Origin of the sequence: Adhaeribacter rhizoryzae, assembly GCF_008629685.1 — a bacterium.
GTDB classification, from domain to species: domain Bacteria; phylum Bacteroidota; class Bacteroidia; order Cytophagales; family Hymenobacteraceae; genus Adhaeribacter; species Adhaeribacter rhizoryzae.
The window spans coordinates 70,291-83,537 of the sequence record NZ_VWSF01000012.1; the positions used below are offsets into that span (position 1 = coordinate 70,291).

12 protein-coding genes are annotated in these 13,247 nt (G+C 40.6%); 4 read left to right on the forward strand and 8 right to left on the reverse strand.

Annotation, left to right across the window (positions count from 1 at the left end; all coding sequences use genetic code 11):
* Window positions 1-3 precede the first annotated feature (3 nt).
* The 4 genes from bamA (at window position 4) to F0145_RS15565 (ending at window position 5,223) form a co-directional block, all read left to right on the forward strand.
* The gene (gene bamA / locus F0145_RS15550; protein ID WP_150089539.1) at window positions 4-2,520 is read left to right on the forward strand and encodes an outer membrane protein assembly factor BamA; all 2,517 of its coding nucleotides are present in this window, start codon (window positions 4-6) and stop codon (window positions 2,518-2,520) included.
* 159 nt (window positions 2,521-2,679) lie between these two features.
* Window positions 2,680-3,372, forward strand: a complete 693-nt coding sequence (locus F0145_RS15555; RefSeq protein ID WP_150089541.1) for an OmpH family outer membrane protein — start codon at window positions 2,680-2,682, stop codon at window positions 3,370-3,372.
* A gap of 22 nt (window positions 3,373-3,394) precedes the next feature.
* Complete coding sequence (locus F0145_RS15560) at window positions 3,395-4,057, forward strand: OmpH family outer membrane protein (protein ID WP_150089543.1); 663 nt, start codon at window positions 3,395-3,397, stop codon at window positions 4,055-4,057.
* A gap of 134 nt (window positions 4,058-4,191) precedes the next feature.
* Window positions 4,192-5,223: an RluA family pseudouridine synthase gene (locus tag F0145_RS15565; protein ID WP_150089545.1), complete on the forward strand. Its 1,032-nt coding sequence runs from the start codon at window positions 4,192-4,194 to the stop codon at window positions 5,221-5,223.
* Between the two features lie 406 nt (window positions 5,224-5,629).
* On the opposite strand, the gene F0145_RS15570 is transcribed toward F0145_RS15565, so the two are convergent.
* The 8 genes from F0145_RS15570 to mazG form a co-directional block, all read right to left on the reverse strand.
* Window positions 5,630-7,234, reverse strand: a complete 1,605-nt coding sequence (locus F0145_RS15570) for a tetratricopeptide repeat protein (RefSeq protein ID WP_150089547.1) — start codon at window positions 7,232-7,234, stop codon at window positions 5,630-5,632.
* Window positions 7,235-7,276: 42 nt separating this feature from the next.
* On the reverse strand, window positions 7,277-8,218 hold the full coding sequence (locus F0145_RS15575; protein WP_150089550.1) for a PstS family phosphate ABC transporter substrate-binding protein: 942 nt from the start codon (window positions 8,216-8,218) through the stop codon (window positions 7,277-7,279).
* 174 nt (window positions 8,219-8,392) lie between these two features.
* Complete coding sequence (locus F0145_RS26245) at window positions 8,393-8,644, reverse strand: hypothetical protein (RefSeq protein ID WP_190277566.1); 252 nt, start codon at window positions 8,642-8,644, stop codon at window positions 8,393-8,395.
* 150 nt (window positions 8,645-8,794) lie between these two features.
* Window positions 8,795-9,607 (reverse strand): energy transducer TonB, encoded by an 813-nt coding sequence (locus tag F0145_RS15580; RefSeq protein ID WP_150089551.1) that lies wholly within the window; start codon window positions 9,605-9,607, stop codon window positions 8,795-8,797.
* Window positions 9,608-9,610: 3 nt separating this feature from the next.
* The gene (locus tag F0145_RS15585) at window positions 9,611-10,141 is read right to left on the reverse strand and encodes an ExbD/TolR family protein (RefSeq protein ID WP_150089553.1); all 531 of its coding nucleotides are present in this window, start codon (window positions 10,139-10,141) and stop codon (window positions 9,611-9,613) included.
* An 11-nt stretch (window positions 10,142-10,152) separates the two neighbouring features.
* Window positions 10,153-10,755, reverse strand: coding sequence for an ExbD/TolR family protein (locus tag F0145_RS15590; protein ID WP_150089555.1), 603 nt, complete (start codon window positions 10,753-10,755; stop codon window positions 10,153-10,155).
* Window positions 10,756-10,780: 25 nt separating this feature from the next.
* Window positions 10,781-11,674 carry a MotA/TolQ/ExbB proton channel family protein gene (locus F0145_RS15595; protein WP_150089557.1) on the reverse strand — a complete coding sequence of 298 codons (894 nt, stop codon included), beginning with the start codon at window positions 11,672-11,674 and terminating at the stop codon, window positions 10,781-10,783.
* A gap of 504 nt (window positions 11,675-12,178) precedes the next feature.
* On the reverse strand, window positions 12,179-12,991 hold the full coding sequence (mazG, locus tag F0145_RS15600; RefSeq protein ID WP_150089559.1) for a nucleoside triphosphate pyrophosphohydrolase: 813 nt from the start codon (window positions 12,989-12,991) through the stop codon (window positions 12,179-12,181).
* Between the last annotated feature and the right edge of the window lie 256 nt (window positions 12,992-13,247).

The following is a 13,247-nucleotide window of genomic DNA, read 5'->3' on the forward strand; positions in this document are numbered from 1 at the left end:
TAAATGATTAAAAAAGTTATGTTGCTGTTAATCTTAACAGCAACAGTGCTTACTGCAGAAGCACAAGTAAATTTAAATCCTTCCGGCACTAATACCCCGTTGGATTATGCCAATCCTAAACGGTACCAGATTGGGGGCATTACGGTTAGCGGGGCCAAATACCTCGATCCTAATACGCTTATTTCTATTACGGGCCTTAAAATTGGCGACCCTATAACGGTACCCGGCGAAGATTTGGGCAAAGCCCTTAATCGTTTGTGGGACCAAGGCATTATTGGCGATGTGGAGGTTTATGTTACCAAAATAGAAGGCGAAAAAATATATCTCGATTTCTTCCTGACCGAACGTCCTCGTTTATCCAGGTTTGTGTTTAATGGCGTTAAAAAAGGCCAGGAAGATGAGTTAACCAAAAAGATAGACTTGATTCGTGGCCGGGTGGTAACCGATGCTTTAATGAACACCACTAAAAACGCGGTACAAAAATATTACCTGGAAAAAGGCTTCATGAACGCCAAGGTAAATATTATTCCTCGCCCAGACTCGGTATTGGCCAACAGCGTAGTGTTAAATATTAATGTAGATAGAGGCGATAAAGTTAAAATAGACGATATTACTTTTATTGGCAACGAAGCTATTCCGGATAAAAAGCTGCGAAGCAAAATGAAGAACACCAAAGAGAAGAAATTCTATAAAGTGCTCACCGCTTCTAAGTTTCAGCCTTCTAAGTTTGAAGATGATAAAAAAGCCGTAATCGATTATTATAACTCCCAAGGGTACCGCGATGCCGAAATTATTTCGGATTCGGTTTATAATACCTCAGAAGATCGGTTAGGGGTTCAACTGCGCATCAACGAAGGACAAAAATATTATTTCCGGAATATTACCTGGCGGGGTAATTATGTGTACGACGGAAAGCAACTGGCCAGTGTTTTAGGTATTGAGCGCGGCGATGCCTACAGTAAAGAACGTTTAGAAAAACGCCTGCAATACGATCCGGCTGGTGGCGTGGATATTTCGTCGTTGTACATGGACGACGGCTATTTGTTTTTCCGGGTAGATCCGGTTGAAGTAGCTGTGGAAGGCGACTCGATTGATATTGAAATGCGTATTTACGAAGGCGCACAAGCCCGGATTAAAGACGTAACCATTTCGGGTAATTCTAAAACCAGCGACCACGTGGTACTGCGCGAGCTTTATACGGTGCCCGGTCAAAAGTTCAGCCGTACCAATTTAATTAATTCGCAGCGGGAAATTGCCGGTTTAGGTTATTTCGACCCGGAACAAATTGGCATGAACCCAATTCCGAACGAAGCCGAAGGTACCGTAGACATTAAATATTCAGTAGTAGAAAAACCTAACGACCAGATTACCTTATCGGGTGGTTGGGGCGGACCTTACGGCCTGGTAGGTACAGTAGGGTTGGTGCTGAATAATTTCTCAGCGCGCAAAGCAACCGATTTCCGCAACTGGCGGCCTATCCCGAGCGGCGATGGTCAGCGGTTGGCTTTAAATATTCAGGCTAACGGTTTGCGTTACCAGTCTTATTCTTTATCGTTTACTGAGCCCTGGTTAGGTGGCCGCCGCCGGAACTCGTTTAGCGTAGGGGTTAACAAAACCATATCCAGAAGCATTACCGGCGATAACCGCGAGCAAGGAGCTATTGTTATTAATGGCGCCAGTATTAGCTTGGGTCGTCGTTTGCGCAAACCCGATAATAATTTCTCATTATCGCACTCGCTTAGTTATAACCAATATATTACCAGCGGCGATTTTATTAATTATTACCAGTTTGGTTCTTCCGACCCAAATGCCACCCAAGCTTCAGCCAACAGTATTTCGTTTATAAATACCTTATCGCGCAGCAGCTTAGACCAGTTAACTTTCCCAAGACGTGGTTCATCGCTGAGCTTAAGCCTGAACGTAACACCACCTTACTCCCGCTTATCCGAAAATTTCGACAAGAACAAGTGGATAGAGTTTCATAAGTGGATGTTTGATGCTTCGTGGTTTACGCCGTTATCTGCCGGTGGTAAGTTTGTCTTGAACACCCGGGCGCACTTTGGTTTCCTGAATACTTTTAGTGATAAACGCGATGTAGGACCTTTTGAGCGCTTTAAATTAGGTGGTTCTGGTATGGGGGTTGGTAACTTTATTGTGGGTACCGAGTTTGTGGGTTTACGTGGTTACGAAGACCAGTCAGTATCGCCGGTTGATCCGAAGACTGGCCAGAATACCGGTGGTATTGCGTTTACCAAGTATGTGGCCGAGGCACGCTTCCTGGTATCGCCAAATCCGGCGGCTACAGTGTTTGTGCTGGGCTTTGCCGAAGCTGGTAATAACTTTGCTTCTTACCGCAATTACAATCCATTTAAATTATACCGGTCGGCGGGGGTTGGTGCCCGTATATTTATGTCGGCGTTTGGTTTACTTGGCTTCGATTATGGTATACCTTTTGATACATACCCAGGAAGTGAGAAGAAAGGACAGTTCCACTTTATGATTGGCCAGCAAATAAGATAGTTAAGAATAAATTGTTTTGCCTCCTTTTTTGTTCTTCATAAATCAATAGGAAAGTGGTGGCAAAACTGGACTGATTATTGCAAGATTTAAAATAATTAGGCTTAAAAGGAACTGATTGCCCTTAATACTTGCTTTAAGGCGAAGGCAATTTTGAATAAAATGAAAAAGGTAGTATTTTTAGTTCTGAGCTTACTATTATTGGGGCAAGCGAGTTATGCCCAGAAGTTTGGCTACGTTGATTCAGAATTTATTCTAAGCAAAATGCCTGCTTTTGCCGCTGCTCAGAAAGAAGTAGATAAACTCGCGGAAAACTGGCAGCGTGATATCGAGACCCGGTATAAGGAAATAGATAAGCTGCACAAAAGTTACCAGGCTGAAGAAGTGCTGCTAACCGAAGAAATGAAGAAGAAGCGGCAAAATGAAATTGCGGCGCAAGAGCAGGAAGTAAAAGAGTACCAGAAAAGAATATTTGGTTTTGAAGGACTATTGTTCCGGAAACGCCAGGAATTGATTAAACCGGTGCAGGATGAAGTTTACGATGCCATCGAAAAAGTTGCCAAGCAGCGGCAGCTGCAGATTGTTTTTGACAAATCGGGGGCTTTGGTAATGCTGTATACAAATCCGGTACATGATTATACCGAGTATGTACTGGAAGCATTAGGTCTTGCTTCGCCGGAAAAAAATGCACCGGGTACAGATAAGCCAACGGTAAACGCTAATGATACGCCGGGTGCTGCAACCCAGCCCGACGATATGGCAGAAGAAAATGCCGTGCAACCGGGCGGGACCAACCGGAAGCCAGCAGCTAGTAAAGCACAACCTAATAGTAAAACACAAAACAAAAAAAAGTAACACAAACGTAATTATTTAAGCAATGAACAAATTTAAAGTTTTAGTGGCAGTAGCATTTCTAACGGCTGTGAGTATTTTCTCCTCGCACGCGCAAACCCCTGCCTCTCTCAAAATTGGATATACCAATGTAGAGTATATCCTGGCGCTGATGCCGGAAGCTAAACGTATTGAATCGGACCTGAAAGCTTATAGTACCCAGTTAGAGTCTCAGTTACAGGCAAAATATAAGGAGTTCGAAACCAAAGGCGAAGCTTACCAAAAAGGTGCTTCTACCATGACCGAAGTTATCCGGGCCGACAAAGAAAAAGAATTAATGAACCTGCGAACTTCTATTGAAGAATTTCAGAAAAATGCAGAAGTTTCGTTGCAGAAAAAGCAGCAATCTTTGTTAGAGCCGGCTTACAAAAAAATGCAGCAAGCCATTGACGAAGTAGCTAAAGATAATGGTTATACCTATGTGTTTAACTCTGATGCCGGTTACGGAACCAACGCTATTTTATTACATGCTCCCGAAGATGGTAATATTTCTGACTTAGTGTTAAAGAAAATGGGCGTTACACCTCCGGCTAAAGGTACGGCTGGTAACACCACCACTTCACCAGCTGCTAATAATACTACAGCCCCTAAGGCTACTACTCCTAGCCTGAACACTAAACCAGCTACAACTACTAAGAAGAAAAAATAATTTGTTTTTAGTTTAAGCAAAAGCCGATGTGTGAACCACATCGGCTTTTCTTTTTTAATGTAGTTTTGTGTTACCTAATATTCTAAAAATTTACGCTTGCAACGTAAAGTTTTCAGCCATTCAGAAGGTTATCTATGGATACAGAAAATATTGATATTATTCCTGACTCAGAAGAACTCTACGAGCACCACCGCATTGTAGTAGATAAAGGCCAGGCCTTGCTCCGGATAGATAAATTCCTGATGGACAGATTGCCTAATGTAACCCGCAACAAATTGCAAACGGCTATTAAAGCAGAAACGGTACAAGTAAATAATGAGCCGGTTAAAGTTAGTTATAAAGTAAAGCCGTTCGATATAATTACCATAACCTTACCCGATCCGCCCCGCGACACGGATATAGTACCGGAAAATATTCCTTTAAATATTGTTTACGAAGATGATGCGTTGTTATTGGTAAATAAACCGGCCGGCATGGTGGTGCATCCTGCTTATAGCAACTGGACCGGTACTTTGGTGAATGGTTTAACCTATTATCTGCAAAATTTGCCTACTACCCGCAACGGCGAAGGTCGCCCGGGATTAGTACACCGCATAGACAAAGATACCTCTGGTTTATTAGTAATAGCCAAAACAGACTTAGCTATGGCTTATCTGGCCCGTCAGTTTTATAACCATAGTATTGAGCGTACTTATTATGCTTTAATCTGGGGTGTACCTAAAGAGAGCCAAGGCACTATTACGGGGCACGTAGGCCGGAGTTTTAAAGACCGCAAGGTAATGGCTGTATATCCGAATGGTGAGCAGGGGAAACACGCTGTTACGCATTATAAGGTATTAAAATCTTTTGGCTACGTTTCTTTAGTGCAATGCAACCTGGAAACCGGTCGGACACACCAAATTCGAGCGCACATGAAATTTTTAGGGCATCCGCTGTTTGGCGATGCTACTTACGGTGGTACCCAAATTCATTACGGTAAACAAACTGCTTCTTTCAAGGCTTTTGTGCAAAATGCTTTCAATATTATACCGCGGCAGGCGCTTCACGCCAAATCATTAGGGTTTGTGCATCCGGTAAGCCATCATTTTATGCAATTTAATTCTGAGCTTCCCGATGACTTTGTACAAGTATTAAATAAATGGGAGTTGTTTGCAGATCAAGAATAAATATTGCTTTTGAAGCCATTATAATGTAAGCACTTATTCCCTTACGTTCGCCCAATATTTTTAGAACATTAACCTTTTACTTAAGCTTCTTTATGCTACTAAAAGGCACTTGTTTTGGTATGTTTAGGAATATTAGCACAGCTGGTTATTAACTTTTAAAGCTGGTAAGTATTTCTGTTTAGAACAGGTTATGGTAATAATGTTGGTTTTATTACCGCTAATTCTAAAGCTTTTGCCTGAGATGTCGGTGAATTTGTAACAAAGACAATGGTTTACTTCAGTATAAAATATTCAACTGCTTCTTTTATCAGGATTTTGCTTTCACTTGTTTTAAATTTATTTAAAGGCCAAAATAAAAGGGCTGCTTTATACAAGCAGCCCTTCTATTTAATTGCATGAAGAATAATTATCTTCTGGCACCTTTGCTAATAGCATCCAGGTTAGCTATACCAGTTTTGGCTTCTTTGTTAGCTGGGTCCAGTTTTAAAACATCTTGCCAATATTTACGGGCAGTAGCATAATCTTTTCCTTTATAAGCATAAAAACCTAAGAGGTAGTTTGCCGGAACCAAGTAACCCTTATAAGACTGAACTTTAGAAGGATCTTGGTTTACTACTTTAATAAATTCTTCATAAAGTGGTTTGGCATCACCAGATTTATCGGTGTCTTTTTCATCGGCAATCCGGGCTCTTTGGAAAAGACCATGGGCGTAAGTTGGATTAGCTTTCAGAACAATGCTATATAAGCTATCAGCTTCGTCAAATTGCTGATTGGCAAAATAAGCATCTGCCAGTCTTACGTTATAAACGTTTAAGTTTTTTGGCTGAGCTGCTATTATTTTGGTATACAATGAAATAGCTTTTGCATAGTCTTTCTGCTTCACGTAGAAAGAGGCAATGTCATCCATCAGTTCCACATTAGTCGCATCCATAGCCAAAGCTTTGTCGAAGTTGGCTTGCGCTTCAGCGGCTTTATCGCCGGCGGCCAGCATACGGCCGTAGTAAGCATAGTCCGAAGCAAGTACTTTCGCAGGATCAGCTACTTTAAAGTAGTTTTCCATAGCAGTTAAAGCTTCAGCATTTTTTTCAGTTTCGTACAAAGAGTAAGCCATAACCCGGTTCATTACTGCATTTTTAGGGTCACGGGCCAGTACTTCTTGGGCTTCTTTTATAGTACCAGCATAATCTTTGGTTAAGAAAAGAAATGAAGCATATTTAGCGCGGGTATCAGGCGTATTCTCCGACATGGAAATATATTTACGCATGTTTTCGAGGGCCTGGTCGTATTTACCGGCGAAATAATACATTTCGGCTAATTCGCGGTAAGCGGGTGCATAATTAGCATCGGCTGTTATAGCAGCTTGTAAAGCAGTTTGGGCTTCGTTGAAGTTACGGGAACGTACATAAAGCTGACCTCTTTTAAAATGAGCTTTAGCGTTTTTGCTATCTATCTGCAATGCCCGGTCGTAAGCGGTCATGGCTGGGCCACCGCCGTTTGGCTGCAGTTGCTGCACATCACCCATAACAATAAATATTTCCGGATCTTTGTTTTTAGCCAGCTCATTTGCTTTGTTCAAGTAGTCCAAAGCTTTGGTAACATCTTTTACATTGGCATCGGCGTAGGCTTGGCCAATTAACTTATAAATCTGAGGGTCTTTTTTCTTCGCCTTTACCGCATCTTCAAATTTACTTTCGGCTTCACTCATGTTGCCTTTCAGTAAAGCGGCTTTACCGGCGGCTACCATACTAATAGCAGACTTGGCATTCATGCCGGCTGCCTGATTTAAAATCATGGTAGCGGAATCCGTTTTACCTGCTCTTAAGTAAGCATCAGCTAAATAAAGAGATGCTTCTTCATTGTTAGATTTACTTAAGCTCTGCAGGGTCCTTGTTGCTTCTTTGTAGCGCTCTAAATCTGTTGCGCGTTGTCCGTCTTTCACCGACTGCGAAAAAGCAGTAGTTGTTGCGAAAGAGGCGCCAATCACAAGGACGTATTTCCAGTTCTTAATCATTGGTTTTTATTTTAAGTTGTTAGTAATTAAAAATTGTTTTGGTTACTCCCTAATATTTACCAGCCTTATGGGCATTGTGGCTGGTACCAAGCCAGATTTTAAAAATATACGTTGCCCTTTGTCTCCGGCTACAAATGATGCAAAACCTGTGCCAAGACCTGCTCTGGCTTCGCGGCTTATTATATATAAGTCCCGGCGAAGCGGATAAGTTCCTGCCGCCAAGTATCCCTGAAAAGGTTGGTAATACGTATCTGGTTCGGTTGGGTTATTTTTGCGCCCAACGGCCACTACTTTTATTTTTTTCAAAAAGCCAATTGCGGTAGAATCATCAAAATCACTTATCCAGTTTACGCCAATTACGCCAATTGCATTCGGATTGTTGGCTACATAATCTACCAATGCCGGGTTAGATTTTGAAGCAGAGGCTTTTGCCGGCAAAGGCTGTTTCTGATTTATAGAATCAATAACGTACCGGGCCGTGCTGGAATTGTTATTATCAAAAACTATTGTAATATCATTTAGTTTTGATTTCGGATTTATTTCTTTCCAGGAAGTTACTTTACCGGTAAATATATCTTTTAGCTGCGGAATAGCCAAAAGCGTGTCGGTATTTTCGGGATGCACAATTAAAGCTACACCATCTATAGCTACTTTATTTACGCGGGGAGTAATCTTTATTTTTTTAAAGTACTCCATTTCGGATGGCGTAAGTTGGCGGGCAATAATGGCCAGGCGAGCACTATCCTGCAATAAATCTTTTATTACTTCACCTTCTGACCTGTAAGCAGCAGTAACCTTTGCATATTTGTACAATTTTTGAAAGGTATAAACGTGCGAATCAATAATAGGTGCAAATGATTCGTCTACACTTATTTTCATTTTGCCGGAAGTAGGCGTATCGCTAATTTCGCCGGATCTGTTACACGCCGCAATACCGGTACACAGGAAAATTGCCCAGAAAAAAAGATTAAAGCGGTTATTCATTTTCTTAGTACGTAAAGTTGCAAGTGTAAATTGGATAAACCTAATCAGATTATTATGTTTTAGTTATTTTATCTCTCCTTTTACAAACCGGCTAATTGGGTTATACGATAATTGTTAAATTTCGCCTAAGTTCAATTCAAACTTACTACTTGCCGGTAGGTTGCTTTGGCTAATTTAATCATTGCGCCCAGCAGATTCGTTTCCTTTAAAGTAGCGTTGGTAAGTGCGATAAAAGCGATATAAACCATATACTATTAACATCACGCCAACGCCTATTTTAGCCACAGGGTCTAAAGCTATTTGCTCTGGTGAGGAAAGTAGCAGGTATAAGCCAAGGGCCGGGTACGCAAATGTCATTAGGAGTGAAAAGTATTTTAATACCTTTTGAGCAGTGGTCTCGGATTTCTTTTCAAAGTTTTCCCTCATTTTATATTCTCTTCATAATAATGATTAAAAAAGCGGTTTATTCCATAAATCAACGCTAACAAAAAATATTTGTGGTAAAAGGTTGCTAATGGGTAATAAAAAAACCGAAGTAGTAAAACTTCGGTTTTTTTATTTTATAAGCTGGTTTTGTTATTGTAAACCAAAACGAACAGGTAAGGTGTAGCGGAAACTTACTGGTCTGCCGTTCTGCTTAGCAGGGGCAAACTTAGGCATCATTTTCACAACACGCATGGCTTCTTCGTCGGTTCCGCCACCCAGTTTTTTAACTACTTGCACATCCGATATTTCGCCTTCGCGGTTTACCACAAATTGTACCACAACTAAACCTTCCAAACCATTCCGTAAAGCAGCTGGTGGGTATTTCAGGTTCTTTTTGATAAACTTGTTCAGCTCGCTTTCACCACCCGGGAAAGATGGCTGCTGCTCCACAAAGGTAAAGATCTTATCTTCTACCACTTCACCTACTTCGCTAGGTGCTTCAACTACGGTTAATACCTCTTCTTTGGTATTACCTTCAACCGTTGCAGTAGAGATTACCACATCTTCCAGTTCCTTCTGATCCGGAATTTTCTCTTCCTTACGTACCTCTTCGTCTTTTTTAATAACCGGAGGAGTAAATTTTACCGTTGATACCACTGGTGGTGGCGGTGGCGGCAAATCAGGTGGTGGTGGCGGTGGTGGTTTGTTCTCTAAAGCCGGCGGCTCTGTTAACTCTACTACTCTTTCTTCTTGTAAAACTACTTCTTCTTCATCGCCACCTAGCAGGTTGGCTATAAGAGGAGCGCTTATGAAAAGAATGAAAATAGCAATAGCAATAAATGTAGCAATGGTTACGTGTTTATTGTAAATCTTGCGAAGAAAATAAGCACCGTAAGCCTTGTTCCGCGTCTCAAAGACAATGTCGTTTAGCGACGCGGTTGAGTAATCAAGTTTAGTTTCCATTTCTTACTTTCCTTCTGCTTTTGCTTGTTCTACTAACTTTTCATCCCGCGGGTCCACATCCACAATCGCATACTTATTAGATTCGGTTATATTCATTTCATCAAGCAAATCTACTAAGTTCTTGTAGCGAGCTTTTTCCATGGGTTTAATCAAAACTACTAAGTCTGGATTACTTTTACGATCAAGTAATATCTTGCGGATACCATTTGCCGCATAAGTTGTTGTTTGAACGCCTGGTGCGGTTGGTGCATCAGGTAAGCCGGCGTACCAGTAAATTTTGTCGTTCTCACCCAATAACAAGGTAAGTGCATTAGAAGCTTTTAACTCCGACTGCTCTTCCTGGGTTTTAGGCTTGACCGGCATACTGATTTCCATCGTCTGTGGCTTAGCGAACGTTGTGGTAAGAATGAAGAAGGTCAGGAGAAGGAAACCCAAATCCACCATAGGTGTCATGTCTATTTTGGTTGATTGCTTCTTCGCCCTTTTCTTTCCGCCTTTACCGCCACCGCCGCCTTTTTCTTGTATTTCTGCCATTTTCTTGCGGTTTAAATTCTAGGTTTTGCTTCCATATCGGTAATCAGGTTAAACCGGTTTACCTTTTTGTCTTGCAACGTTTTAATTACTTTCTTAATAGTAGGCACATCAGCATCGCTATCTCCTTTAATGGCAATTCTAACTTTAGGATTAGATAATCGGGTCTGATAAATCCAGTCACCAAGTTCATTGTTTAGAGAGTCGGCCGGTATACCAGGTTGATTAATATTTTTAACCTGGCTTTCGGATGCGTTTAATACTTGCTTCAGATTGGCTATAGGCACCCCGAAACTTGCGGTATTCGAGAACTTTGCCTTTTCAGCTTCTGTGAAAGCAATGTTGTATTTCGCTGACATTTTATCAATTAATTCCCGCTTGGTATGTTGCCCTTCTACTCCGTAAAAAATCCGGCCGTTTTTATCTACCGTAATGGTAAGAATATCAGATTCCGGTAGTTTAATATCAGATGTAGAAGAAGGCGTATCTACCACAACAACTTCTTCAGGCGCAAATTTTGAAATCAGCATGAAGAAAGTTACCAGCAGGAAGGCCAAGTCCACCATGGGTGTCATATCCAGTGAGGGCTTGGCTCTGTGCGGTTTTACTTTTGGCATTTACTTTTCTTTAAAAATTTTAAAACTAAACGTTAGCCGTGCGGTGTGTTGTATTACCAACGTTATCGTGCTCGGCAGCAAATGTTTGAATGATACTGAAACCGGCTTCGTCGATGCTATAAGTAAGGGCATCAATTTTGCTGGTAAAGTAGTTGTAAGCAATAATAGCCAGGGTAGAACCAATAATACCAAGAGCTGTGTTAATCAAGGCTTCAGAGATACCGTTGGCGAGTGCTACTGCATCCGGAGAACCGGCAGTTGCAAGAGCCGCGAACGCTTTAATCATACCAAGTACTGTACCAATCAAACCAACCAGCGTAGAGATAGAAGCAATGGTTGAAATAATAACCAGGTTCTTTTCTAACATTGGTAATTCCAGGGCAGTAGATTCTTCAATTTCTTTCTGAATAGCCAGAATTTTTTGGTCTTTAGGTAATTCGCGGTCCAGTTCCATTTCTTTGTATTTGCCTAAACCAGCCTTAACTACGTTAGCTACCGAACCTTTTTGAACATCACATGCAGCAATAGCGCCATTAATATCTTTTTGGTTTAATTTCTGACGGATAGTACGTACAAATTGCTCGATACCTTTGGTGCCTTTGGCTTTGCTGATAGTTAAGAAACGCTCAATAGCAAATACCAAAACCATTAGGTTAAGCGAAATTAACATAGGTACAATAATACCACCTTTATATACTACGCCTAAATAGTTACCTGGCAGCGGGTGATTTTCCGGATTACCACCTTCGAAGTTAGCAGGGTTGCCTAATATAAACATGTAAATTAAAAACGAAACCACAATTGCTACTGGAATAACAATACTGGCAAAAACAGAACCCGCTTTACCATCAGATTTATCAGTTGCGGTATTAACTGCTGGTTTTGGAGCATTGGTACTTACTACATTCTTTCTTTCCATTGTTGTTGTAAATTTAAAGTTTAGTTGTTTGTGTTTGGGTTTTTAAAATTTTAATTATCCTGCTGTAAAGTTGTTAAAATGTGTTTTTATTAATCTTTGGTTGAACTAATAATTAATCAATGTTTATGCAAATATGTAAAATGGATTGAAATTTCAAAGCGGTTAATCGTATAAATATGCTTTTTTTACATTATTTGGTTTATCATTCTTCTTTACAAACCTAATTAAAATCAAATATCCCACAAAACACCACCTTTTACGTTTTCATTCATTGTTTAATAAATATAGAAGGTTTCTAGTATTTAACTAATAAACTTAGATGTTTGTTAGTAAATGATTGAACTTGATGGAAAATTTTTATAAAATTTGTAAGTTATCCAAAGAAAATATTTTTCTGATTGGAGTTAAACAAGTATTTATAAAAATATTTTTTGCGAAAATGGTCTCCAAAATGGGGTACTTGGCAGATTAACAAGCGTTTATATAGCAAATAATAAACCTATATTAATATTGCTTTGCTCTTTCCCAATAAACATCCATTTCGGCCAACGACATGGTCGCTAAATTTTTTCCTTCTTTCGCCGATTCTTCTTCCATGTACTGAAAACGTTTGATAAACTTTAAATTCGTTTTCTCCAGCGCTTCTTCGGGGTTAATCTGGATAAAGCGGGCAAAGTTGACAAGCGAAAACAGTAAATCGCCAAATTCACCTGTTGCTTTCTCTAAATCTACCTGGTTTAAATCGGGTTGGTTAAATTCGGACTCAAACTCTTGGAGTTCCTCCTGCACTTTTTGCCAAACCTGTTCTTTTTCTTCCCAGTCGAAACCTGCGCCGCGGGCTTTTTCCTGAATACGCATGGCTTTTACCAATGCGGGCAACGAAACCGGAACGCCCCCCAATACCGATTTATTACCTTCTTTTATTTTAAGTTTTTCCCAGTTTTGTTTTACCTCCTCGTCTGTATTTGCTTGTGTATTGCCGTAAATATGCGGGTGCCGGAATACCAGTTTATCGCATAAAGTATTTAGCACCTCGGCCAAATTAAACGTGTTTGTTTCGGAAGCAATCTTGGCGTAAAACACCAGGTGCAACATTACATCGCCTATTTCTTTTTTCAGGTCCTGCATATCGTCGCGTATAATAGCATCCGAAAGCTCGTAGGTTTCTTCAATGGTTAAATGCCGCAGGCTGGCTATGGTTTGTTTCCGGTCCCAGGGGCATTTCTCCCGCAGGTCATCCATAATATCCAAAAGCCGGTTAAAGGCCTGCAACTGATTTGCTCTTACTGCGTCTTTCTTTTCTTCAGTTTGTTCCATTGTTTATAAATTACATTACAGCGGCACTATTTTGTTACCAGGTTTAGCTAACGTTATAAATTACCGCATTGGTGCAATTTATACTATTAAGATGCAGGGCTTCTGAAATTCCATAAAACTTTTCTAAATATTTATTTAAAACTGCTGGGGCTCCCGGTTTATTCTGGCAGGTCTGGCACTGTAGCGGCGTATCGGTAAATTTTTCTCTTAATCTTAATATTCTATTAAGTACTTTTGCACAAAAATTAACAAGTAA